Source organism: Streptomyces spiramyceticus, from assembly GCF_028807635.1.
GTDB lineage: Bacteria > Actinomycetota > Actinomycetes > Streptomycetales > Streptomycetaceae > Streptomyces > Streptomyces spiramyceticus.
On record NZ_JARBAX010000001.1, the window covers coordinates 1363195 to 1387447 of the forward strand.

20 protein-coding genes are annotated in these 24253 nt (G+C 71.0%); 11 read left to right on the forward strand and 9 right to left on the reverse strand.

Going from position 1 to position 24253, the window contains the following annotated elements; all coding sequences use genetic code 11:
* Window positions 1-63 precede the first annotated feature (63 nt).
* Entirely contained in the window at window positions 64-342 is a 279-nt protein-coding gene (gene pspAA, locus PXH83_RS06115; protein ID WP_274557583.1) for a PspA-associated protein PspAA, read from the reverse strand.
* 38 nt (window positions 343-380) lie between these two features.
* On the reverse strand, window positions 381-1160 hold the full coding sequence (locus tag PXH83_RS06120) for a PspA/IM30 family protein (protein WP_214915167.1): 780 nt from the start codon (window positions 1158-1160) through the stop codon (window positions 381-383).
* A 262-nt stretch (window positions 1161-1422) separates the two neighbouring features.
* Here PXH83_RS06120 and PXH83_RS06125 point away from each other — a divergent pair, with 262 nt between their 5' ends.
* From PXH83_RS06125 to PXH83_RS06135, 3 genes are all read left to right on the forward strand, one after another.
* A complete protein-coding gene (locus PXH83_RS06125) occupies window positions 1423-2022 on the forward strand; it encodes a DUF3043 domain-containing protein (protein ID WP_274557587.1) in 600 nt (199 codons plus the stop codon).
* A 68-nt stretch (window positions 2023-2090) separates the two neighbouring features.
* Complete coding sequence (locus PXH83_RS06130; protein WP_274562694.1) at window positions 2091-2831, forward strand: class I SAM-dependent methyltransferase; 741 nt, start codon at window positions 2091-2093, stop codon at window positions 2829-2831.
* 138 nt (window positions 2832-2969) lie between these two features.
* Window positions 2970-4055 carry a S1C family serine protease gene (locus PXH83_RS06135; protein ID WP_274557589.1) on the forward strand — a complete coding sequence of 362 codons (1086 nt, stop codon included), beginning with the start codon at window positions 2970-2972 and terminating at the stop codon, window positions 4053-4055.
* A 440-nt stretch (window positions 4056-4495) separates the two neighbouring features.
* Here PXH83_RS06135 and PXH83_RS06140 read toward each other — a convergent pair whose 3' ends face one another.
* On the reverse strand, window positions 4496-4705 hold the full coding sequence (locus PXH83_RS06140) for a hypothetical protein (protein WP_274557591.1): 210 nt from the start codon (window positions 4703-4705) through the stop codon (window positions 4496-4498).
* Between the two features lie 100 nt (window positions 4706-4805).
* Between PXH83_RS06140 and PXH83_RS06145 the strand changes: the two genes are divergently transcribed.
* The 4 genes from PXH83_RS06145 (at window position 4806) to PXH83_RS06160 (ending at window position 9845) form a co-directional block, all read left to right on the forward strand.
* The gene (locus PXH83_RS06145; protein WP_274557593.1) at window positions 4806-6005 is read left to right on the forward strand and encodes a bifunctional adenosylcobinamide kinase/adenosylcobinamide-phosphate guanylyltransferase; all 1200 of its coding nucleotides are present in this window, start codon (window positions 4806-4808) and stop codon (window positions 6003-6005) included.
* A 189-nt stretch (window positions 6006-6194) separates the two neighbouring features.
* Entirely contained in the window at window positions 6195-7259 is a 1065-nt protein-coding gene (gene cobT / locus PXH83_RS06150; RefSeq protein WP_274557596.1) for a nicotinate-nucleotide--dimethylbenzimidazole phosphoribosyltransferase, read from the forward strand.
* A 76-nt stretch (window positions 7260-7335) separates the two neighbouring features.
* Window positions 7336-9135 (forward strand): phosphatidylglycerol lysyltransferase domain-containing protein, encoded by a 1800-nt coding sequence (locus PXH83_RS06155; RefSeq protein ID WP_274557598.1) that lies wholly within the window; start codon window positions 7336-7338, stop codon window positions 9133-9135.
* Complete coding sequence (locus tag PXH83_RS06160; protein WP_420803120.1) at window positions 9132-9845, forward strand: hypothetical protein; 714 nt, start codon at window positions 9132-9134, stop codon at window positions 9843-9845. Before PXH83_RS06155 ends, PXH83_RS06160 begins: the two co-directional genes overlap by 4 nt.
* Here the strand turns inward: PXH83_RS06160 and PXH83_RS06165 are convergent.
* On the reverse strand, window positions 9767-10549 hold the full coding sequence (locus PXH83_RS06165; protein ID WP_274557602.1) for a hypothetical protein: 783 nt from the start codon (window positions 10547-10549) through the stop codon (window positions 9767-9769). The two genes, PXH83_RS06160 and PXH83_RS06165, sit on opposite strands and share 79 nt — an antisense overlap.
* Window positions 10550-10617: 68 nt before the next feature.
* Here PXH83_RS06165 and PXH83_RS06170 point away from each other — a divergent pair, with 68 nt between their 5' ends.
* Both PXH83_RS06170 and PXH83_RS06175 read left to right on the forward strand, forming a co-directional pair.
* Window positions 10618-11403 carry an adenosylcobinamide-GDP ribazoletransferase gene (locus PXH83_RS06170; protein ID WP_274557605.1) on the forward strand — a complete coding sequence of 262 codons (786 nt, stop codon included), beginning with the start codon at window positions 10618-10620 and terminating at the stop codon, window positions 11401-11403.
* 88 nt (window positions 11404-11491) lie between these two features.
* A complete protein-coding gene (locus tag PXH83_RS06175) occupies window positions 11492-14119 on the forward strand; it encodes a type 1 periplasmic-binding domain-containing protein (protein ID WP_274557607.1) in 2628 nt (875 codons plus the stop codon).
* A gap of 15 nt (window positions 14120-14134) precedes the next feature.
* Here PXH83_RS06175 and PXH83_RS06180 read toward each other — a convergent pair whose 3' ends face one another.
* Genes PXH83_RS06180 through PXH83_RS06200 form a run of 5 tightly spaced genes read right to left on the reverse strand, consistent with a single transcriptional unit; the run spans window position 14135 to window position 20646 of the window.
* A complete protein-coding gene (locus tag PXH83_RS06180) occupies window positions 14135-14932 on the reverse strand; it encodes an endo alpha-1,4 polygalactosaminidase (protein WP_274557609.1) in 798 nt (265 codons plus the stop codon).
* Window positions 14929-15561 carry a spherulation-specific family 4 protein gene (locus tag PXH83_RS06185; protein ID WP_274557611.1) on the reverse strand — a complete coding sequence of 211 codons (633 nt, stop codon included), beginning with the start codon at window positions 15559-15561 and terminating at the stop codon, window positions 14929-14931. Before PXH83_RS06185 ends, PXH83_RS06180 begins: the two co-directional genes overlap by 4 nt.
* Window positions 15562-15571: 10 nt before the next feature.
* Window positions 15572-17038, reverse strand: a complete 1467-nt coding sequence (locus PXH83_RS06190) for a hypothetical protein (RefSeq protein ID WP_274557614.1) — start codon at window positions 17036-17038, stop codon at window positions 15572-15574.
* Window positions 17035-18585 (reverse strand): GT4 family glycosyltransferase PelF, encoded by a 1551-nt coding sequence (gene pelF / locus PXH83_RS06195; protein ID WP_274557616.1) that lies wholly within the window; start codon window positions 18583-18585, stop codon window positions 17035-17037. Before pelF ends, PXH83_RS06190 begins: the two co-directional genes overlap by 4 nt.
* 33 nt (window positions 18586-18618) lie before the next feature.
* Window positions 18619-20646 (reverse strand): hypothetical protein, encoded by a 2028-nt coding sequence (locus PXH83_RS06200; protein WP_274562695.1) that lies wholly within the window; start codon window positions 20644-20646, stop codon window positions 18619-18621.
* A 323-nt stretch (window positions 20647-20969) separates the two neighbouring features.
* Here PXH83_RS06200 and PXH83_RS06205 point away from each other — a divergent pair, with 323 nt between their 5' ends.
* Together PXH83_RS06205 and lpdA are read left to right on the forward strand one after the other, a co-directional pair.
* Complete coding sequence (locus PXH83_RS06205) at window positions 20970-22541, forward strand: leucyl aminopeptidase (protein WP_274557618.1); 1572 nt, start codon at window positions 20970-20972, stop codon at window positions 22539-22541.
* Between the two features lie 277 nt (window positions 22542-22818).
* The gene (gene lpdA, locus PXH83_RS06210; RefSeq protein WP_274557621.1) at window positions 22819-24207 is read left to right on the forward strand and encodes a dihydrolipoyl dehydrogenase; all 1389 of its coding nucleotides are present in this window, start codon (window positions 22819-22821) and stop codon (window positions 24205-24207) included.
* The last annotated feature ends 46 nt before the right edge of the window (window positions 24208-24253 follow it).

Below are 24253 nucleotides of genomic sequence, written 5' to 3' on the forward strand. Positions count from 1 at the left end.
CCAGGCATGATCCGCCGGACACGCCCCTAGGACCGCGCGGCGCGGGGCCGCGTCAGGAAGGCTTCAGCCTGGGATCAGGCCGCCGTCGCTGAGCAGTTCGCGGACTTCTTCGAGCGTGGCGTCCGGAGACGGCAGGATCAGCTCGGAGGGCTCCAGGGCATCGTCCGGCAGCGGTTCCCCGAGGCGGCGTACCGCGTCGAGGAGCGCACCGAGCGTCAGTCTGAAGCCGGGCCCGTCGCCGTTCTCCATTTCGCGGAGCAGCTCGTCGTCCAGCTTGTTCAGTTCGGCGAAGTGGCTGTCGGCCAGCTTCACCTGCCCCTCCCCCATGATCCGTACGATCACGACGCTCTCCTTCGTGGAGTGAGTGAGGGCCCGGCCTGCTACTGCTTGTCGAACTTGTTCTGAGTCTGCGACTGCTGCGCCGCGTCCTGCTGGCCGCCTTCGAGGGCCTGCTGCTGCGACGAGGGTCCGCCCGCCAGCTCGGCCTTCATGCGCTGCAGCTCCAGCTCTACATCTGTACCACCGGAGATGCGGTCCAGCTCGGCGGCGATGTCGTCCTTCGCCATCCCGGACGGGTCGTCCAGGGCGCCGGAGGCCAGCAGCTCGTCGATCGCGCCGGCCCGGGCCTGCAGCTGCGCGGTCTTGTCCTCGGCCCGCTGGATCGCCAGGCCGACGTCGCCCATCTCCTCGGAGATGCCGGAGAAGGCCTCTCCGATGCGGGTCTGCGCCTGCGCGGCGGTGTACGTGGCCTTGATGGTCTCCTTCTTCGTACGGAAGGCGTCGACCTTGGCCTGGAGGCGCTGCGCGGCAAGCGTCAGCTTCTCCTCCTCGCCCTGGAGCGTCTGGTGCTGCGTCTCCAGGTCGGTGACCTGCTGCTGCAGCGCGGCACGACGCGACAGCGCCTCGCGAGCGAGGTCCTCCCGGCCGAGCGCGAGCGCCTTGCGTCCCTGGTCCTCCAGCTTGGAGGACTGGCCCTGCAGCTGGTTCAGCTGCAGTTCGAGCCGCTTGCGCGACGTCGCCACGTCGGCGACACCGCGGCGTACCTTCTGAAGCAGCTCAAGCTGTTTCTGGTACGAGTAATCGAGGGTCTCGCGCGGATCCTCGGCCCTGTCAAGGGCCTTGTTTGCCTTCGCGCGGAAGATCATTCCCATACGCTTCATGACACCGCTCATGGGCTTCGCGCGCCCCCTTCTGACGGACTACGGACTCCAGCTCCAGCACTTGAACCCACACTACGGGCCCTGCCTCTATTACCGCACTGTTCGGAGGCGGATGCGCTCCTCCTCCAGAACGACTGTGGAGCGGCGGGCTCCGGCCCAGGGAGTAGGTGACGGCCGGGGAGACGGCCGCGACACCGACCGTTGCGGGATCGTTCCCCTCCGGACTGTGGTCCATGCCGCGTACCCCGTACCCTTGGGCTTTGTGTTCCGTAGCCGTTCCTCCAAGGAAGAGAAGGCCCCCACCGACAAGGTGCAGGCGGACCTCTCCAAGCAGACCCGTGACCCCCAGGCCCCGAAGGGCCGCCCCACACCGAAGCGCGCTGTCGCACAGTCGCAGCGCCGCAACGGTTCGGCGGCGCCTTCGAACCGCAAGGAGGCGATGAAGCGTCAGCGCGAGGCCCGCCGTGCCGACCTGGCCAGGCAGCGGGAGGCGCTGGCGAGCGGCGACGAGCGCTATCTGCCGGTCCGGGACAAGGGTCCCGTCCGTCGGTTCGTGCGCGACTTCGTCGACTCCCGCTTCTGCGTGGCCGAGTTCTTCCTGCCGCTCGCGGTGGTGATCCTCGTCCTCAGCATGATCCGTATGAGCAACATCCAGAACATCGCGCTGCTGCTGTGGCTCGGTGTCATCGTGATGATCGTCGTCGACTCGATCGGCCTGGTCATCCGGCTCAAGAAGCAGCTGAACGAGCGCTTCCCGAACGAGCCGAAGCGCGGCGCCGTGGCCTACGGCCTCATGCGTACGCTCCAGATGCGCCGCCTTCGACTGCCGAAGCCCCAGGTCAAGCGCGGGGAACGGCCCTGAGCACGGAAGCCCCTCAGGTCTCCGGATTCGACGGCGCTTCGGAGAAGTGGCTGAAGGCTGTCGGCGGTCTGCGTGACACCGTCCGCCAGGAGCTTGTCGCCCGCCAGCTCGACGAGCAGATATCGGCCCGCTTCCCGGTGGGCCGGCGGCTCGCCATACTCGACGTCGGTACAGGCCGGGGCACACAGTCCCTGCGCCTGGCCCGGGCCGGTCACAAGGTGACCGGCCTGGAGTCCGACCCGGCCATGCTGTCGGCGGCGCGCGAGGCGCTCGCCGGTGAGCCCGAGGGCATCCGCGAGCGGGTTCGCCTGATCGAGGGCGACGGCCTGGCCACCGGGGTGCACTTCCTGCCCGGCAGCTTCGATGTGGTGCTGTGCCACGGCGTGCTGATGTACGTCCAGGAGCCGGACGCGATGGTGGCGGGCCTGGCCCGGATGCTGGCGCCCGGCGGCCTGCTCTCCCTGCTCGTACGGAACGCCGACGCGCTCGCGATGCGGCCGGGGCTCGCCGGGGACTGGTCCGCGGCGCTCGCCTCCTTCGACTCGGACACGTACACCAACCGGCTCGGCCTGCCGGTGCGCGCCGACCGCCTCGCCGCGCTGACGGCGACGCTCGAAGGCATCGCCGCCCCTCTGCACGCCTGGTACGGCGTGCGGGTCTTCACGGACACCATCGAGGGCGACGCGAACGAGGCGCAGCTTCCGGCGGCGGAGCTGGAGCGGGTCCTGGCCCTGGAGGACCGCGCGGGGCGGACGGACCCCTACCGCCGGGTGGCGGCGCTGCTGCATCTGTGCGGCGTACGCGGCTGAGTCGCCCGTACGAGACACCCTGCGGGCGGACGTGACATCCCTGCGGGACGGACCTGAGATCCGTCCGGCCCCCGCCCCCGCCCCCTGATCGGACCTTCCCCGCAGGCCGGGAATTCCCCTAAAAGGGACACTCCAGGCATGGATGGATCCCGTAACGACAGCCGCCGTGCCCGTCGGTTCCCGCTGCTCCTGCTGCCCCTGACCGCCGGCGCCTGCGCGGTCGCCCTGCTGAGCGGGTGCTCCGGCTCCGGTTCCGGTACGTCGTCCGCGGCGGCCGTCGACGCTGGGGCACAGAAGGTGGACACCGAGCTGGAGGACGACTACCAGAGGGTGATCAAGGGGGTACTGCCGTCGGTCGTGCAGATCGACGCCGGTGAGAGCCTGGGCTCGGGCGTCGTCTACAACGACCGGGGCCATGTCGTCACCAACGCGCATGTGGTGGGCGGGGAGAAGAGCTTCAAGATCACGACGGCGACGGGCGGCGCGGCGCTCGGCGCGGAGCTGGTCGCCACCTACCCCGAGCAGGACCTCGCCGTCATCAAGCTCGACAACGTCCCCGACGGCCTGAAGGCGGCGAAGTTCGCGGACTCGTCGAAGGTCGAAGTCGGGCAGATCGTGCTGGCGATGGGCAGTCCGCTGGGGCTCTCCAGCAGTGTCACGCAGGGCATCGTCTCGGCGGTCGGCAGGACCGTGAGCGCGAACCCCCGGGGCGGCGGCCCCGGCGCGACCATCGGCAACATGGTGCAGACCTCGGCGGCGATCAACCCCGGCAACAGCGGCGGCGCGCTGGTCAACCTCGACAGCGAGGTCATCGGCATCCCGACCCTGGCCGCGACCGACCCGCAGATCGGCGGCGGCGCGGCCCCCGGCATCGGTTTCGCGATCCCGTCCTTGATGGTGAAGAACATTGCCGACCAGATCATCAGGGACGGCAGGGTCACCGACTCGGGCCGGGCGGCGCTGGGCATCACGGGCCGTACGGTCGTGAACGACGAGTTCGAACCGGCCGGTGTGGCCATCGTCTCGACCCAGGAGAACGGCGCCGCGGAGAAGGCGGGCCTGAGGGCCGGGGACGTCATCACGCGGCTCGACGACACGGAGATCACCACGATCACCTCGCTGCTGGAGGCGCTCGCGTCGGACAAGCCGGGGGACAAGGTGCGGGTGACGTACGTGCGGGGAGGCGAGACGCGGACGGCCGAGGTCACGCTGGGCGAGATCTAGGACGCGCTCGCGGTTGTGCGGGCGCGGACTTGTCCTTCCCTTCGTGAGACCAACGCCTGCGCCCGCGACCCCTGGGAGGGGGCCGCGGGCGCGGGCGTACCGACTTTCGCGGCCCTTCCCAGGGACGCGGACCCACGCGTACCGGCTACCGCGGCCCTTCCCAAGGACAGCAGGCACAGGCGCACCAGCTCCGCGAACCTCCCCGGGGACGTCGCGGCCTATCGGTTACCGCGGCCATTTCCAAGGACAGCGGGCGCAGGCATACCGGCTTCCGCGGCCTTTGCCAGCGACGCTGGCGCAGGCGTACCAGGTCCGTAGCCCTTCCCACGGACCGGGCGCGGCGTCCGGCTTCCGCGGGCCTCCCAAGGAGGCGGGCCCCGGCGTACCAGCTCCGTAACCCTTCCCAGGGACGCGGGCGCGGGCGCTTCAGGTCAGGGGCTTCAGGCCTCTTCCGCGTGCAGGCTCATCGGGCCGTAGATCTTCGTGCCGTCGTCGAACAGCACCACCTGGTCCGCACCCCCGTCGACCAGGTCCTTCCAGACCTCGCCGATCCAGGACTCCGCGTCTCCCTGCGTGGTGAACTCCTCCGGTACCACCGCAGGCTGGACCTCCGTACCGTCGGCCTTCTCGAACCGCCACGTCCACGCCATGTTCGCCTCCCGGGTCCCACCCGTGCTTTTGTCCAGCACAGCCTGCCCCGCAGACTAGCCGGGCGCGCAACACCGGCGGGGACGCGGGAGGATCGTCATCGTGGAACTCACTCTCCTCGGCACCGGGGCCCCGGCAGGCCTGCCCCGCCCCGAATGCCCCTGCGCCTCGTGCGCCACCGCCCGCGGCGGCCTGGCCCGTGCGGCGACCGCGCTGCTGGTCGACGGTGCGCTGCTGCTCGACCTCACGCCTGGGGCCGCACTCGCCGCCGCCCGTGCCGGGCATTCGCTCGCCGCCGTACGGCAGGTGCTGCTCACGCATCCGCACGACGGGCCGCCCGTCGAGCTGCCCGTCGGGCTGCCAACCGCCGGGCGGGTGCCGGACGGGCGGGAGTTGACGCTGATCAGCGGGCACAGGGTGCGGGCCGTACCGATGGACTCTCCGGGTACGGGGTACGAGGTGACCTCCCCGGAGGGCAAGGTGCTGCTGTACCTGCCGCCGGGCGGCGCACTCGCCGGGCACGTCGCGGTCGGCCGTACGTACGACATGGTGGTCGCCGATGTCGTGGGGCGGCCGGACGGGCTCGCGCGGCTGCGTGCGGGCGGTGCGGTCGGTGCCACGACGGATGTCATCGCCGTACACATCGACCACGACGTGCCGCCCGGGCCCGAGCTGGACAGACGGCTCTCGGCGGCGGGCGCGCGGGCCGTGCCGGACGGGACGACGCTGATCGTCGGGGAGTACCACGCGGTGCCGGATGTGCCGCGCCGCACACTCGTGCTCGGCGGTGCGCGGTCCGGGAAGTCGGTGGAGGCGGAGCGGCGCCTGGAGACGTTTCCCGATGTTCTGTACGTCGCCACGAGCGGCAACCGCGCCGACGACAGCGAGTGGGCGGCGCGGGTCCGGCTGCACCGGGAGCGCAGGCCGGGGTCGTGGCGTACCGAGGAGACGTGCGAACTGGCGCCCCTGCTGGCCGAAGAGGGGCCGCCGCTGCTGATCGACTGCCTCGCGCTGTGGCTGACCGACGCGATGGACCGGGTCGGGGCGTGGGACGACGCGAAGTGGGCATCGGACGGTCAGCGTGCGCTGGGCGAGCGGACAGCGGAACTGGTCGCGGCGGTACGGGCGGCGCCGCGCACGGTTGTCGCGGTCAGCAACGAGGTGGGCTCGGGCGTTGTGCCGGCCACGGCGAGCGGGCGGCGGTTCCGCGACGAACTGGGGCGGCTGAACGCGGCGTTCGCGACGGAGTGCGAGCAGGTGGTGCTGGTGGTGGCGGGCCAGGCGCTTACGCTGCGCGGCTGAGGTGGGGTCGGGTGGGGGTGCGGTGCCGGTGCGCGGTGCGGTGCGGTGCGCCGGAAGGGCTGATATTCAGCCCTTCCGGCGTTTGAGGCCCGCGGCGGAGCCGCAAATGTCACAGCGGGAAGGGAAGGGTAGGGGATAGAACACAGTCCTCCCGCACCCCTCCCCCCACCTCCCGGTACTGTTCGGCGAATGAGCTCGCTTAACCTCGACGACTTCTCCGACCTGATCGAGCGCCCCCACGGCGACGTGCGGCGCGACGCCGAAGAGCGCCGGGAGCGGCTCGTCGTGCCGGCCGGTGCGCTCGGTCGGCTCGACGAGCTGGGCGAGTGGCTCTCGGCCGCGCAGGCCTCCGTACGGGTCAAGCCCATTGAGCGGCCCCGCGTCGTGCTGTTCGCCGGTGACCACGGCGTGGCAGAGCTCGGTGTGTCCGCCCGCCCCGCCGCCACCGCGCACGAGCTCGTGCGGGCCGTGCTGGACGGCGCGAGCCCCGTCGCCGTACTGGCCCGCCGCCTCGGCACGTCCGTACGCATCGTCGACGCCGGACTCGACTGCGATCCGGAGCTGCTTCCCGAGGACGTCGTACGCCACCGTGTGCGCCGAGGTTCCGGGCGTATCGACATCGAGGACGCCCTCACCGCCGAAGAGGCCGAGCAGGCCGTCCGGCTCGGCATGGCTGTCGCCGACGAAGAGGCCGACTCCGGCACCGATCTGGTCGTCCTGGGCGACCTGAGCGTCGGCGGTACGACCGCCGCCGCCACCCTCATCGCCGCACTGTGCGGAACTGACGCCTCCGTCGTGACCGGCCGCGGCGGCGTCGCCATCGACGACCTCGCGTGGATGCGCAAGTGCGCGGCCATCCGGGACTCGCTGCGCCGGGCGCGGCCGGTCCTCGGCGACCAGCTGGAGCTGCTGGCTGCCGTGGGCGGCGCCGACATCGCCGCGATGACCGGGTTCCTGCTCCAGTGCGCGGTGCGGCGTACTCCGGTGATCCTCGACGGGGTCGTTTCGGCCGCCTGCGCCCTGGTCGGCCAGCGGGCCGCTTTCCGGGCGCCGGACTGGTGGCTCGCGGGCCAGGTGAGCGGCGAGCCGGGCCAGGCCAAGGCACTGGACCGGATGGCGCTCAACCCTCTGCTCGATCAGGGCGTCACTGTGGGGGAAGGAACTGGGGCATTGCTCGCACTCCCCCTCGTGCAGGCCGCCGCCGCCCTGGCGGCAGAGCTGCCCGAGCGGGAGCCCGAGCCGGAGAAGGTCTGACCTTGCCTGCGGCCGGCTTCCACCGGCCGCACTCGCACGCTCTCCGCAAACGCGATGCCCCATATCATCGCGTTTCATGGGAGAAGTCCGATTGGTCACCGAAGGAACGAACCGGCACACCCCCCGGTCGCGACGCAGCGCCGCATTCGCCGTCTGGTACCTGCGCGTCGTCACGTTCATCAACTTCCTGAGTGCCGTCTGGGTTTCCCTCGGCCAGGACGTCAGACGCCACAACACCGAGAACTACTTCACCCCGTACCTGCTGACAGCGGGCTTCGCCTCCGGCGTCTTCACCCTCTTCCTGGCGATCACCATGCGCCGCCGCAAACGCGCCGCCTGGATCCTCAACTCCGTACTCAGCGGGCTCTTTCTGCTGCTCTTCGCCCTCGTGATGCTGCTCCCCGAGGTGCGGCAGTACTGGCAGAACTGGGTCTCCCTCGCCCTGACGGCCGCCTTCGTCGTCTCCCTGCTGCTCGGCCGCCGCGAGTTCTACGCGAAGGGTGACCGCTCCAACCCGCGGCTGGCCGCAGTCGTCGCCGTCGGCGGACTGCTGGTCACCTCGCTGGTCGCCACCCTGCTCGTCACCGTCACCAACACCGCGCACGACGACTACCGGTCGACCTTCCTCGACCGCTGGCGTTACGGCGTGATGCGGCTGGTGTCGCTGGCCGCCGACGACTCCCGCTTCCCCGGCATCGATACGCCGGGATGGGTCGACGTCACCATCAATGTGCTGAGCACGCTGCTGCTCCTCGCCGTCCTGTACGCCGCCTTCCGCTCGCGCAGGACCGTCGACCCGATCACCGAGGAGGACGAGGCGAAGCTGCGCGACCTCCTCGACAAGTTCGGCGAGCGCGACTCCCTCGGCTACTTCGCGCTGCGCCGCGAGAAGAGCGCCGTCTGGTCCCCCACCGGCAAGGCCGCCGTCACGTACCGGGTCGTCGGCGGCGTATCGCTGGCGTCCGGCGATCCGATCGGCGACCCCGAGGCCTGGCCGGGCGCGATCGAGCCATGGCTGACCGAGGCGCGCGAGCACGGCTGGATCCCGGCCGTGATGGGCGCGAGCGAGGAGGGCGGCACGATTTACGCGCGGCACGGCCTGGACGCGCTGGAGCTGGGCGACGAGGCGATCGTCGATACAGAGGAGTGGGGGTCCGTGGGTCACCCCCCGGGAAAACGCAGCATGTTGGACGGGCGCGCGATGCGTACGGTCCGCCAGGCGTACAACCGGGTCAAGCGCGCCGGTTACGAGGTCCGCATCCGCCGCCACGAGGAGATCCCCGACGACGAGATGGCGGAGCTGCTGCGCAAGGCCGACGACTGGCGCGACGGGGCGACCGAGCGCGGCTTCTCGATGGCGCTCGGGCGGCTCGGCGACCCGGCGGACGGGCGCTGCGTCATGCTCGAATGCACGGACGGCCGAGGGGAATTGCGGGCCGTGCTGAGCTTCGCCCCGTGGGGGCCGAACGGGCTCTCCCTCGACCTGATGCGGCGTGACCGCGACTCCGAGAACGGCCTGATGGAGTTCATGGTCATCGAGCTCCTCCAGCGCGCCAAGGAGATCAAGATCACCCAGGTCTCGCTGAACTTCGCGATGTTCAGGTCGGTCTTCGAACGTGGCTCGAAGCTCGGTGCGGGGCCGGTGCTGAGGTTGTGGCGTTCGCTGCTCGGCTTCTTCTCGCGCTGGTGGCAGATCGAGTCGCTGTACCGCGCCAACGCCAAGTACCGGCCGATCTGGGAGCCACGGTTCATGCTGTTCGAGAAGAGCGCCGACCTGCTGCGCATCGGCGTCGCGGCGGCCCGCGCCGAGGGCTTCCTGGAGGCGCCGGGCCTGCCCAAGTGGATGCACCGCAAGCATCTGGAGACGAAGTGGTGACCGCACCCGTGCTGCGCGGGTTCGCCCGCCGCGAGTGGGGCCCACTGCTGACGACCGTACGGACCGCGCTCGTCGGCAGGAAGTGGGGAGCCCTGCCGCTGACGCTCGGGGCGGTCTGTCTTACGGCGCTCTTCCAGGTCGTACAGAACCAGTCCTGGGGTTACGGCCCGGTCCAGGACATCGGATCCGTGCGCGCCGAGGATCCGCTGTGGCTCGCCCTCCTGCGCACCCCGCTGTCGCTGTTCGTACCGGCGCTGGATCTGCCGGTGTGGGGTGCGCTGGCGCAGGTCCTGCTGGTCTTCGGCATTGCCGAGATCTGCCTCGGCCGACTGCGCACCCTGGTGATCGCGTACGCGGCGACGCTGGCCGGGACGCTGTACGCGCGCGTCGGCATCGCACTGGGTCCCGGCAACCCGCTCGGGCTGCCCGCCTCCGACGCTCAGGTCGTCGACACCGGGCCTTCGGCGGCGGTCGTCGGCCTCGCCGTGTACGTGTGCTGGCGGTACCGGGCGTACTGGACGGCGGCCGTGGTGGTCGTGGCGATGGTCGTCGAGGTGTTCGTCAAGAGCAACCTCGCGGGCAAGGAGCACTTGGCGGCGATCGCCGCGGTCCTGGTCGTGTGCGCGGTCGTTCACTTCCGGTCGCGCGGGGGCGCGGGAAGAGAGTCCGGCGCGGGCTCGCGGTCGGGAGCCCCGCCGATGAGGTCCTGAAACTTACGGCTGAGGGGAGCCCAGCGGCGGTCGTGGTGCCAGGCCCGCAGCGTCGCCCTGGCGCGGGCTTTCGGCCGCCGGCCGTAGAGGTGCCTGGCCCAGGGGGAGCCCGGCTTGGCCAGCCGGATCGCACCGAATAGGCCCACGAGGGGCACGACGGCGCCGAACAGGGCGGTGCGGAGCTTGCCCTTGCTGAGCGCGACGAGCGCCAGAAGGAAGTTGAAGATCACGGTCAGGACGAGCACTCCGCGGCTCTGCCGCTCGCCCGTCGACAGCTCGTTGACGCCGAACGGCACGGATCCGCTGAGCACCAGGGCCACCAGGGCCGCGGTCACGACAACGATCTCGACGCTCTTGCGGCCCTCTTCGGTCCAGTAGACGTCGTCGAGATGGAGAATCAGCGCGAACTCGTCGAGGACCAGACCCGCGCCGAGCCCGAAAATCACCGCGAAGACCACCGCACCGACGTCGTGCCGGCCGCTCGCCACCCCTCCGAAGCCGCCGATCGTCGTCAGGATGACGCCGGGGACCACATGGTGGATGTGGAGGCCGCCGGGCGAGATGTTCCTGAAGGGGCCCCGGCCCGCCCGGATCAGGCGTGTGATGGTGCGAGTGGCCAGAAAGGCGAAGACGAAGGAGAGGAGAGCCAGCAGCAGCGGGAGCTTCCCCGGCTCGACGATGTTCCGGTACCACCAGTGACCCATGCCACTCCCTTCCTATTTGTGCGTTATGCGCAACTTACCGGCCGACGGCAGCGACTACCGTGCGCGCGGTGACCTCCTCCCTCAACAGCGACGGCATCCGCTTCGCCTTCGGCACCCTCACCGTGCTCCCCGTACGCGTCACCCGGTGGGACCGCGAGGCGGCGCGCGCCGGGATGCTGTGCGCGCCGCTGGCCGGGCTCGTCGTGGGCCTGTGCGCGGCGGCCGTCGGAGGCGTACTGCTGGTGCTCGGCTCGGGGCCGCTGCTCGCCGCCGTGGCGAGTGCGGCCGTACCCGCGGCGCTCACCCGCGGCCTCCACCTCGACGGTCTCGCCGACACCGCCGACGGCCTGGGCAGCGGCAAACCGGCCGACGACGCGCTGCGCATCATGAAGCAGTCCGACATCGGCCCCTTCGGCGTCATCACGCTGCTGTTCGTGCTGTTCGCCCAGGTCGCCGCCCTCCATGAGCTGTACGCCGCCGGCTGGGCGCACGGCGCGGCCGCGGCGGCCGTCTCGGCGGTCGCTGCCCGCCTCGCCCTGACCCTCGCCTCCCGTGCGGGTGTTCCCCCGGCCCGCCCCGACGGCCTGGGCGCCGCGGTCGCGGGGGCGGTTCCGGTGCGGGGGGCGGTGGCCGTCGCGGTCGCGGTGACCGCCGCTTGCGCGGGCGCGGCGGGCGCGCTTTTCGGCCCGTACGCCGCCCTGCACAGCGCCGCCGCAGTCCTGGCCGCACTGACCGCCGCCCACCTGCTGCTGCGCCACTGCGTGCGCCGCTTCGGCGGAGTTACGGGGGATGTCTTCGGCGGCATCGCGGAGACGGCGGCGACGGCGGCGCTGGTAGTGCTGGCGCTGGGTTGATGAACAACAGGGCCCTCATGTAAGCCAGTTGACTCCCCGTCACTCAGCGGTGCACGCTCGTTGCCCACAGCTGTCGGGGGGACCGAAGATGCAGGAGTTTCCTGGCTGGGAGCACAGCGGCGAGTTCGTCGAGGCCTACCGCAAGGCGGTGCGTACGCGGTCACGGCTGTCCAAGCGCGGCCCCAAGCACCCGCCCGTCGTCCTGCGCACAGGACCGGACGAGGCCCAGCAGGCCCTGGAAGCCCTGGAGCTGGGACTCCAGCGCTCGTCGCGGGCGCGGGGCATCGTGCCGTGCACGCCGTACGCCCATGTCGACTGGCGCGGCGGATCCAGGACCGAGCTGATCGCGAAGATCGTCGACGAGCTGAGGACGAACACCCCCGACGAGGCGGGCAGGCTCCGGCTGCCCGCGTACGACCTGCTTCAGTGCGTCGCCGACAACCGCGCGGGAACCGACGGCCAGCTGCCGGACCGGGTGTTCGCCAGGCACCGGGGCCGCGCGACCGCCGTGCTCCCGGCCCGGGACAACAGCGGCCCCGTGATCAACGCGGGTGTCTTCACGGTTCCGGTCCGTTCCGTGTGGTCGGTTGCGGAGCGGGCGTATCTGAAGTGCTGGGAATGGCGCTGGGGATGGCGGCTCGCGCAGCGCCGCCGCTACCGGCGCCTGTGGCCTGCGGAGTACCGCGGCAAGCGCACGTACGCCGCCGCGCTCAGCGAATTCAGCAGCGCGTGGGAGGCCGCCGCACGGCCGGGCAGCACACGGCGGGACGTCGACCGGTGGGACGGGCTGCTCCTTACGGCGCTCATGACCGACCTGTACGGCTACGCGCGCCAGGGGCTGCTGCACCCCGGCCGTCGGCGCCGCCGCTCCCGGCACGCCCTGCTGCTCAACGGCACGCGCGGCGCCGGCGCGGCAGCCGTGGCCGAGTTCGTCGCGCTGTACGGCGCGCAGCACAGACCCAGCCCCAACGCGGCTACGGTGCTGGTCGCCGCACTGCCGGACGCACCGGATGCGGCGCCCTCGCCCGGTCCCGGCACGCTGGCCGACGCGGCGGCGAAACTGGACCCGGCGAAGGGCACGATCCCGGCGCCTTTCGCCGTACGCCTGCCGCCGCCGGAAGCGGGCAGCCGTACGGTGGCGGTCCTTCCGGTGTGGACGCCCTGGGTGCGGCTGCGCCCCCGTACCGAGCTCGGCATCGAGGCGGTGGCGCTCGCCGTCACCCTCTACCTCACCGGACAGCTCGCTTTCGTCCCGTGGCTGGACAGCCCCATCTCCAGCACCTACACGCAGTGCCTCACCGGCTCCGACTACGTGAAGCAGGGACAGGTGGGCAGGCGCACACCGGCCGATCAGTACGCCGACGCGCTGAGGATGATCGCCGATCAGAACAAGATCGCGGAGACCGAGGGCAAGACCGACCGGACCGTGACCATCGCGCACGTCCGCGCGTCGATGGCGCCGAACGAGGCCGAGCGGCGCTCCGGCGGAGCGATCCCCGAGCTCCGCGGCCTGGCGCTGGCGCAGCAGTCCCTGCACCGTCTCGCGCCCGCCAATGACGACGGGGTCTGGGTGCGGATCAAGACGTACGACGCCGGTGTGCAGTTCAAGGACGCCCGCAAGGTGGCGACGCAGATCGTACGTGAGGCAGGGAAGAACGATCGTCTCATCGGCGTGACGGGGTTCACCGAGAGCCGGAAAGAGACGGTCGAGGCTTTGCGCCTGCTCAATTCGGCCCGGATTCCCATTGTGAGCTCGACAGCCACGGCGAAGGCCATGGAGATCGGACGCTATTACCACGGCGCCGCGCCCAACAACAGGCGGGAAGCTCGCGTCATGGCGGAGTTCGCCAAGGAGGCGAACACGGTCAGTACGGGCGAGGATTCCTGCGCACCGGCCGAAAGTGTCGCTGTGGTGACCGACCCGACGGATGTGTACAGCGATGACCTGGGGAAGGAGTTCGCCGCGAACTTCCCCTCCGCGGGAAACCGAATCGGCTACATCCCCGGCGGAAGCAACGGAGTTGTCGTCCCGAACGAGCCGGACCTCGATATGAAATTCAGCATGCCCGAGGTCGCCGAGGCGGTGTGCAGCAGGGTCGCGGCGAACAACAGGACGCTGGTCTACTGGACCTCCCGGGTGAGGGAGTTCGACAACTTCCTGGAGACTTACCAGACCGTCAGCAAGTGCGCGAACAAGGACCTCACCGTGGTGGGCGGAAATGAACTCACCAACGCCGCACTCTCCGGCGGCTTCAAGGGAAAAGCGTGGCTGCGCCTCTACCACACGGCCCATACGCTGCCCGCCGGGCATCCGGACCGCAGCGCCACGGCCAAGGCGTTCAACGACGCGTACACCCGGGAATTCACCACGGAAGACCTCTGGCGGAACGACGGGCACGCATCGCTCGCCCACGACTCGGTGCAGGTACTCGCCCAGGCCACCAGCCAGGCCAATGCGGCAGGCGTGGAACTGACGCGCCCCAATGTCCAGCAGATCATCAACAGCGGCCAGTTCGACCTGGAGGGAGCCAGCGGACGTCTGCGTTTCGCCGCAGGCTCTCTGCAACGGCCGCTCAATAAAATGCTGACCGTGCTCCACCACGACGAGCGCGGTTCAGCCCCGGTCCTGATGTGCGGGGATTCCGGCAGGAATATCGACGCCGGGACTCAGTGGCAGCAGGGCGACGAGAAGCACGACTGCCCCAAGGACGAGTGAGCAGGAAGGGGTGAATTACGAACAGGGCTTGCGCCACACCCCCAGTTCGTACTTCTTCAGCATCGAGCTCAGCTTCAGCTTGCGCGCCTCGGGGCAGAAGCGGCCCACCGGCAGCTCGTACTCCACATGGAAGACCGCCTTGCCCGCCTTGATGAACGGCACGAGTTTCCGGCACTCGTTGTACTCGGCGCACTGTTCATTGACCGCGAAGTCGAAGTCCCCCACCAGCTGCGGAATCTGGTCGAGGTCGTTCTTGAGTCCGACCGCGAGGCCACGCTCGTGGGCGAGGCGGGCGATCAGACGGTTGTAGCGGAGCTGGTCGGCGGCGGTCAGGGGGAAGCCGGTGCGGTTGCGGTAGCCGTCCATGTTGTCGGGTTCGACCGCGTCGAAGCCCTTCTCGCGGCACATGCCGATACGCCGCGCCATCAGCGGCTCCAGAACGTCGGTACGGCGGATGTCGAGCCAGCGCTCCCCCTTCCAGCCGTTGCCGCGCCCCAGTAGGGACTTGGGGAACTTCGCGGCGTCGGGCCTGAACTCCTCCCACGCGCCGGTCGACAGGTAGCAGATGACCTTGCGGCCCCGGCGGTGCAGGTCGGCGACGGCGGAGGCGGGCTGGTCGAAGCCGTCGATGTCGTAGACCGGGACGTCGACGGTCGGGTCGAGTCTGCCGCTGAGCTGCCACTGCCAGGTGAGACCGGGCTTCGGCTGCCAGCGCGGTTGTTCCGACGGCCCGTCGTCGGGCGGCGCCGGGGGCTCGCTCGTACAGCCCGCCAGCAACAACAGCAGCGCCAGGAGCGCGAGTACGCGTCTCACCGGGCCGCCTCCAGCGCGTGCGGCAGCGTCCCCCACGGGTGCGGCCGGTCGCCGGGCACGGCGCACCGGATCCGGGCGGCGACCACCGCGTCGGCCGGCGCCGCGTACACCAGGTGACAGAAGCGGTCCGCCGGGTACGCCGCCGTCCAGGGCGGGACATCCAGGTCCTGGTACGTCGCCCAGGTGCCCTCGAAGGTGACGAGTACGTCGGCGAACCGGAGGTAGCCGGGGTCGGGGTGCACGCCGTGGTTGAGCACGAGCGTCGCCGCGCCCGCCTCCCGTGCGGCCACGGCGAGGCGCCGGTAGTGCGTCAGCGCCTCGGGCCCCGAGGTCACCTGGTCGAGGAACGCCCCGTCTGCGGCGTACCAGTCGCGGTGCCGCAGCAGGTCCTGGACCACGGCGGCGTGCGGGCGCCGCGCGTAGTCGGTGTCGACGTATCCGAGGACGCGTACGCCCGCACTGCGCAGCCGCGCCGCGACCGCCGCGAAGGCGGGGTCGGGCGCGGCGCCGGGGCCGCTGTCGGGGTTGAGGACGACCCCGTACAGGCGGGGGGCCGCCCGGATGACGGCCTCCCAGGCTTCGGGGCGGTCGGCGGGGTGCTCGTAGAGCGGGACGAGCAGGTTCTCCACGGAGGGATCCTTAGTAGCGGTGGGCGGTCGCGCGACCCAGCCTGACGCAGACGACCGCGGCCAGCACGGCGGACGCGATGCCGGGTACGAGGAGCCCGGAGAGCGCCGACAGCGCAGAGTGGTACGGGCCGCCGGTGAACAGCGCCAGCGTCTGGGCCAGCGCGGCAGCCCCGCACACCGTCGCCGCCGCCGTCACCGCACCGAACGCCTGGAGCAGCAGCCCCGACCACAGCAGGACGCCGATCAGCAGCAGCCCGGCGCCACGGGTCGCGTCGAGCGCGGGAGCGCCGGGCCACAGCAGCGTTGCGGCGAGGGTGAGCGCGAACAGCGCCGCGAGGTAGCCGGTGAGGCACTTGGTCAGCGTCACGGCGGTGGCCCTGCGGAAGGCGCGGGGTGTACTGCTGGCCCGCAGCCCGGCGTTGCTCCCGCTCCGGAACCGGTGCAGCAGCCACTCGGCGGGCCCCATGCTGAGCGTGAGCGCCACGGCTCCGGGCGCCGTGATGCCCGCACCCGTGCCTCCGGCCGGCGCCTCCGCGAGCACGGCGTGCAGTATCAGCACGCCGCCGGCGAGGCCGAAGATGCCGTACGGCACGGAACGCAGCAGCGACGGGCCCCGCCCGCCGGACGGTCGGGCGCGGAGCAGTTCGCGGCCCGCCAGGGTCAGGACCGCCAGCGAGGACAGCACCAGCAGCGCCGCTCTGACCGGAGGCGGGACGTCGTACAGCGGGGTCAGCAGGGCGCCTGCGGCCATGGGGACGAGCGCGTGGAGGAGCAGGCGTTCGCGGCCGAGGACCAGCAGGACCGCCGCGGCGCCCTGGTACAGCGCCTGGGCCGCGGCGAACACCACCGCCCCGCCGTCGCCGGGGCCCGCGGCCGCGACGGAGACGGCGGTGCCGAGGAAGGCGCCCGTGGGGGCGCCGGCGAGCAGGGCGCGGGCGGCGGCCGGGCGGTCGCCGAAGCCCAGCCAGGTGTAGGCGCGGTGGGCCAGGGCCTGGTTCCACGCCCAGCCGGTCAGCGCGCCGGCGAGCAGGACGGCCGTCCCGGCGGGCAGGCCCCGCCCGCCGTTCTCCCCAACGGGATCGTCGGTGACGAACGGCGCCCCCAGGACGTACGCGAGTCCCGGCAGTGCGAACACCAGGCCGCGCAGGAGGCAGGCGAGGAGACCCGCGTGCCAGGGGGCGGCGGCTGGTGCCGCCTCCGGTTCGGGGAAGTCGCGCGGGACGCGTGCGTAGAGCTCCTCGGCCAGGGCGAAGGAGCTCTCGCGGCCGTACGTCAGGCGGATGTGCTCGTCCGTCATGCCGTCGGATTCGAGCACCGCGGCTATCTCGTCGGGGTGGACGGCGGCGGCCGTCAACTCCCGCAGCCGGTCGGTCAGTTCGTCGAGCGGATCGGCGGCGGCCCAGCGCGGGCGCTGCCTGGGTACGCGCGCCAGGGTGTCCCGGCGCACGTCCGGCGCCACCCACAGGGGCCCGCTCACGAGCCCGCCCCGTGCAGGGAGAGGTCGCTCCACCAGGGGTCCCTGAGCTCGGTCGTCCAGTCGGACGGCAGTACGGTCGCATCCTCCGGTTCGGGTACGCCGTCCAGCTCCGCGTAGATCCGGCGGAAGCCGTCCACCGACCGCCGCAGCGTGAACAGGTCGATGACCCGCTGCCGGGCCAGCTGCCCCAGTTCCACCCGCCGGGCGTCGTCGCCCATCAGGTCGAGCACCGCCCGCGCCATCGCCTCCGGTTCGCGCGGCGGGACCACGACTCCCGTGTCGCCGACGGCCTCCCGTACGCCGCCCACATCGGTCGAGACGGTCGTACGCCCGCAGGACATGGCTTCGATGATGCTGAAGGGGAAGCCTTCGCTGATGCTGGAGAGCACCACGACATGGCCCGCCGCATAGGCGCGCGCCACGTCCGCGATGCGTCCCTCGAAGGTGATCCCGTCCGTCACGCCGAGCTCGGCGGCCAGCTTTTCCAGCTTCGTCCGGTACGCCTCACCGCCCTCAGGCACCCCGCCGAACAGCCTCAGCCGTAATGCGGGCATGCGGACGCGGGCCAGTGCGTAGGCCCGTACGAGCGTCTCCAGGTCCTTGATCGGGTCGATACGGCCCGCCCAGGTGAGGGTGGGGATGTCCGGCTCGGCTCCGGCGTGCGGGAAGAGGTGCGGGTCGACGCCGTTGTAGACGGTGCGGATCCGGTCGGCCGGGGCGCCGCCCCGCTCCTCCCAGCGGCGGTTGTACTGGTTGCAGGGGGTGATGAGGTCGGCCTCGCGGTAGCCCAGCGAGTTGAGTTCGCGGTAGAAGCCGAGCAGCAGTGCCTTGACCGGCCAGCGCTGGGCGCCCGAGCGGTAGCCGAGGTAGCGCTCGCGCAGGTAGATGCCGTGTTCGGTGAGGAGAAAGGGGGCGCCCTCGAAGTACTTGGCGGCGAGTGCGGGGAGGGTGGCGAGCCCGCTGCTGACGGCGTGCGCGACGCTGTCCGGGGGTATCTGGGCGCCCAGTGGGCGCAGCAGGTGCTCCAGCAGGTCGGTTGCGGTGAGCGCGTCGTGGAGGGTGGGTTCGGCGCGGGCGGTGGGCAGGTGGCGCATGGTCCAGACGCTGATGAGGGTCCGCAGGGCCGCCTCCGAGCGCATGGCGGTAGTCAACCGTCCCTGCCGGGAGAGTGCGGCGAGTGCGTACAGCTCACGGCCGAAGTCGCAGCCGGCCGCCGGGTCGAGGACGGCCAGCAGGAAGCGTTCGTAACCGGCGAGAAAGCGGCGGCGCTCGCGCCCGACGAGGAGGCGCGGGATGCGGCGTACTCCCGAGCCGCCTCCCGCGCCCGCTCCCCCGTCGGCGCCCCACAGGGGGACCGTCGTGTGCCGGTAGACATTGCGCGGCAGCTCCCAGGCGACTGGCTCACGGCCGCTGCCGGTCAGCGAGACGATGTGGAAGTCGACCTCCGGCATTCCGCGGACGAGCTGGTCGCACCAGGTGCTGACGCCTCCCTGGACATGCGGATAGGTGCCTTCGGTGAGCATGCTGACGTGGAGCCCGCGGCTCATTCGTGTCCCCCCAGGACGAGTTCCAGATGCTGGTCAGGCAGGAAGCTGCAGGGTGACGGCCTGCTGGAGCCGGTCGGGCGCGGTCCACGCCGAACGCTGTCCCGCATAGGCCGTGCCGAACACCGCCGTGCCGAGGAACAGTTGCTTACGTGTCCCCTCCGGCGCGGTCACCGGAGCCACGACCCCCGACGGCGCCTTCACGGTGACCGTCTTGCCGATGCGGTACGCCGTGACCCTGCCGTCGGCGAGCGCCTTGTCCCAGGCTGCGCGGCGGGCGAGCTCGGCGCCGGTGTCGCGGTGGCGCGGATTGACGACGGGCGTGTTGTCGGCGAACAGCGCGCGGTAGTCGCCGAGGACCTGGTCGAGCACGGGGTAGAGGATCCGCTCCTCGGCCAGGTTGGACTGGTGGACGTAGTGCGGGCGCGGGTCGTTGGCCATGACATGGCCCAGCGCCGTGCGCGCCTCCTGCGGCACGATGTAGTCGGCGTAACCGGTGTCCGTGTCGAGCGGTTCCTCCAGGCAGGTGGCGCCGGGGTTGGTCTCGCAGACGCCGCTGCCCCCGTCGGCCCGGCTGCTGTAGATCCAGTTGTACTCGTCGGCCATCTCGGCGGCGGTGCCGACGTTGTAGTAGACGTTCATGGGGTGGCGCGGCACGGTGCGGGCGCTGCCGACGGCGCGCTGGACCGGCTCGCGCGAGTTGTCGCTCGCGACCCACTTCACACCGTTGTCGGCCAGCGCGGGCCCGAGGTTCGGATTGTCGACGGGCTGCTGCGGCAGGGTCTTGAGACCCGAGTGCTCACCGGTGACCAGCTCGGTCCGGTCGACGGAGAGGCCCTTGCCGACCGCCCAGTTGTGGTTGTCGCGGATCTGCGCGGAGATGTCGGCGCGGCTCATCCACAGCGTGGCGCCCGCCGCGTCCTTCGCGCACTGCCACGGCACGGTCGAGGTGTCCTGGACGCATCCGAGGAAGGGGTGCGTGTACGTGTGGTTCACCCAGCGGTACGCCGCCTTGTCGGCGAGCAGCTGCGCGGTGAGCGGGTCGCTGCCGCCATTCGCCGAATTCTCGGCCTTCCACTCCTCGCCCGCGCCCGCGTTGTAGACCATGTCGAGGGTGAAGTCGCTGCTGCGCTGCCACTGGGCGGCGTACTGCGCGTCGGCCGCGGTCATCCGGACCGGCACGGTCCCTGCGCCCTCGCCGTCGCCGCAGTCGAAGTCGCCGGGGGTGCAGTTGAGTTCGGTGTCCCAGCGGCTGTCGGGCGCGAAGACGTCGTCGATGTGCACGGAGAAGTAGTTGCGGCTCTGTCCGAGGTGGACGCCCTGGGTGAGCCATTCGACGATGCCGCGGGCCAGCAGCCGGAACTGCCGCTGGTGCTGGTTGTAGGCGAAGGTGACGACCAGCTCGCGGCGCCCGTCGTGCACGTACTCGCCGACGAGGCCGGCCCGCCCGCCGCCGTCTCCGGCGACCGGCATGTCGAGGTAGCTGGTGAAGCCCTCGCGGGGCCGGCCCGCGTACCCGTAGCTCTCGCCGACGGACGGCGAGTTGTCCTCGAACTCGACGGCCCCGTCGAGATAGCCGAAGGGCCCCGCCTTCCCGGCCGGTGTCACGGCCGCGTCCACGCCGTCAAGCGTGCCCGCGTACCCGCCGTCACTCGTGTAGTCGAGCCCGACACCGGGATGGGCCCAGGTGTACGCGTCGACCTGGCGGATGCCGAAGGTCTGCTCGTACAGGGCGAGCGCGGCCATCTCGGCGGACCCGGCGCCGAACGGGTCGGCGCTCGGCAGGACGACCCCCTGGTACTTCGCGCGCGGCCGACCGTCGACGGTGTCGTGGAGGAACGCCGCGTTGATGACCGGCCGCCCCGGCCTGTCGAGTTCGACCACGGTGTACGGGACACCGCTGCCCTTCAGCTCCGACTCCAGCGCGTCGACCGCCGCGCCGCCGTCGTCCACGACGAGCACCTTCAGGTCGATGCGCGGCACCGTCGCCGCACCGGCCACGGTCGGCGGTGCGGTCACCGCCAGCAGCCCCGCGGCCAGCAGCAGGGCTCCATTTCTGCCCATACGCGTCTTGTACGCCACCGCGCACCCTCCCCCTCGGTAGACCTTCTGCGGAGGATGCGCGGAAGATCCGTGGAAATCATGCAAAGCAATGTCATGGTCACTTGCGTGATCGCGTCGAGTGTGACGCAGGCCTCATCCCCGGCACGCCGTAAACCTGAAAAGGACACCTCTGATGAGTGAACGGGTCGCTGCTGTGAGCGAAGGAGGCAACCGCGCGTAGGCTCACTTATGGCGCGGGCGGGCCACCAGGTACCGGCTGCGCCGGGCACGGCCGACCCCACCCCATCGGCCGAAGAACTCAACGGAAGCGAGATTTCACCACCGTGACTGCTCTCACTCTCAGCACTTCCGGCGCGGCGACGCTGCGCGCCGACGCCATCGTCGTCGGTGTGGCGAAGGGCGCTGGATCCAAGGCTGCATCCAAGTCCGGGGACTTGGTCGTCGCACCGGGCGCCGAGGCCGTGGACAAGGCGTTCGACGGAAAGCTCGCGTCCGTCCTGGAGACCCTCGGCGCTTCGGGTGCCGAGGGCGAGGTGACCAAGCTGCCCGCCCCTTCGGGCCTCAAGGCGCCGGTCGTGGTGGCGGTCGGTCTGGGCTCGGTTCCGGAGAAGGACGAGATGTACAGCGCCGAGGCGCTGCGCCGCGCGGCCGGTGCCGCCGCCCGCGCGCTGAGCGGCTCCAAGAAGGCCGGTTTCGCGCTGCCCGTCGAGGCGGTCGAGGACGCGGAGGCCGTCGCCGAGGGCGCCCTGCTCGGTGCGTACGCCTTCACGGAATACAAGGGCGCGAAGGCCGACGAGACCGAGAAGCCCGGCAAGGCCGCGGGCAACGGCGCCAAGCAGCCCCTCGCCGAGGTCGCCCTGCTCGGCACCAAGCCGCGCGACAAGGCCTTCAAGGCCGCCACGGAGCGCGCCCTCGCGCTGACCGAGGAGATCAAGCGCGCCCGCGACCTGGTCAACATGCCGCCGAACGACCTCTACCCCGAGTCCTTCGCCGCCGTGGCCACCGCCGCCGGCAAGGAGCACGGCATCAAGGTGCAGGTGTTCGACGAGAAGGCGCTCGTCAAGGGCGGCTTCGGCGGCATCCTCGGCGTCGGCCAGGGCTCGGCCCACGGCCCGCGCCTGGTGAAGCTCGCCTACACGCACCCGAAGGCGGAGAAGACCCTGGCCTTCGTCGGCAAGGGCATCACGTACGACTCGGGCGGCATCTCGCTGAAGCCGGCCGGCCACAACGAGACGATGAAGTGCGACATGAGCGGCGCCGCCGCCGTGTTCGCCGCCGTCGTCACGGCCGCCCGCCTCGGCCTGAAGGTCAACATCACCGGCTGGCTGGCGCTCGCCGAGAACATGCCGTCGGGCAACGCCGTCCGCCCCGGCGACGTACTGCGCATGTACAGCGGCAAGACCGTCGAGGTCCTCAACACCGACGCCGAGGGCCGTCTCGTACTCGGTGACGCCCTGACCCGCGCCTCCGAGGAGAACCCGGACGCGATCGTCGACGTGGCGACGCTGACCGGCGCGATGGTCCTCGCGCTCGGCAACCGGACCTTCGGAATCATGGGCAACGACGAGTCGTTCCGTACCGCGATCCACGAGATCGCGGAAGAGGTCGGCGAGCAGTCCTGGCCGATGCCGATGCCCGCCGAGCTGCGCAAGGGCATGGAGTCGGCCACCGCCGACATCGCCAACATGGGTGAGCGGATGGGCGGCGGCCTGGTCGCCGGTCTGTTCCTCCAGGAGTTCGTCGGCGAGGACATCGCGTGGGCGCACCTGGACATCGCGGGCCCCGCCTACAACGACGGCAGCCCGTTCGGCTACACCCCCAAGGGCGGCACGGGCTCCGCGGTGCGCACCCTGGTGCGTCTCGCCGAGCACACCGCCGCGGGCGACCTCGGCTGATCCGCCCCGGAGTCGTCGGTACGGCCCCGGGCAGTCGTCCGGGGCCGTATGTATGCCTACGCCCGGTTTTCTGGTCTTCGACGAAATCCGTACGTCCGTACGCCCGGGTAACGTCTCAGACCCCGGCCCCGCGTCCCGCCGTCCCTCAACAAGTGCGAAGATGGGTTCTCGGCAGGACAGGGCCCCCACCACAGGGCCGAATACACAAGCGGCCGAACACCAGCCGCCGCCCGGTCATCGAAGACCGCGCCCGGCGCACATGCATGGAGGACGTGACGTGGCGAACGACGCCAGCACCGTTTTCGACCTAGTGATCCTCGGCGGTGGTAGCGGCGGTTACGCCGCGGCACTGCGCGGAGCGCAGCTGGGCCTGGACGTCGCCCTGATCGAGAAGAACAAGCTCGGCGGCACCTGCCTGCACAACGGCTGCATTCCGACGAAGGCGCTGCTGCACGCGGGCGAGATCGCCGACCAGGCGCGCGAGGCCACGCAGTTCGGCGTCAAGGCCACCTTCGACGGCATCGACATGGCCGGCGTCCACAAGTACAAGGACGACGTGATCTCCGGCCTGTACAAGGGCCTCCAGGGCCTGGTCGCCTCGCGCAAGGTGACGTACATCGAGGGCGAGGGCCGGCTCTCTTCCCCGACTTCCGTCGACGTCAACGGCCAGCGTGTCCAGGGCCGCCACGTCCTGCTGGCGACCGGCTCCGTGCCGAAGTCGCTGCCGGGCCTGGAGATCGACGGCAACCGCATCATCTCCTCGGACCACGCGCTGGTCCTGGACCGCGTGCCGAAGTCCGCGGTCGTCCTCGGCGGCGGCGTCATCGGCGTCGAGTTCGCTTCCGCGTGGAAGTCCTTCGGCACCGACGTCACGATCGTCGAGGGCCTGAAGCACCTCGTACCGGTCGAGGACGAGAACAGCTCCAAGCTCCTGGAGCGCGCGTTCCGCAAGCGCGGCATCAACTTCTCGCTCGGCGCCTTCTTCGAGAAGGCCGAGTACACCGCCGACGGCGTCAAGGTCACCCTCGCCAACGGCAAGGAGTTCGAGGCCGAGGTACTGCTCGTCGCGATCGGCCGCGGCCCCGTCTCGCAGGGTCTCGGTTACGAGGAGCAGGGCGTCGCGATGGACCGCGGCTACGTCATCGTCGACGAGTACATGCAGACGAACGTGCCGACCATCTCCGCCGTCGGTGACCTCGTCCCGACGCTCCAGCTCGCGCACGTCGGCTTCGCCGAGGGCATCCTGGTGGCAGAGCGTCTGGCCGGTCTCAAGACCGTTCCGGTCGACTACGACGGTGTGCCGCGCGTGACGTACTGCCACCCCGAGGTCGCTTCCGTCGGCATCACCGAGGCGAAGGCCAAGGAGGTGTACGGCGCGGACAAGGTCGTCGCTCTCAAGTACAACCTCGCGGGCAACGGCAAGAGCAAGATCCTGAAGACCGGTGGCGAGATCAAGCTCGTCCAGGTCAAGGACGGTGCCGTGGTCGGCGTCCACATGGTCGGTGACCGTATGGGCGAGCAGGTCGGCGAGGCCCAGCTGATCTACAACTGGGAGGCGCTGCCGGCCGAGGTCGCGCAGCTCATCCACGCACACCCGACGCAGAGCGAGGCGCTCGGCGAGGCCCACCTGGCCCTGGCCGGCAAGCCGCTCCACTCCCACGACTAGTTCAGTCCGGGCGCGACGACCACTTCCGCAATTCGTAAGGAGCAAC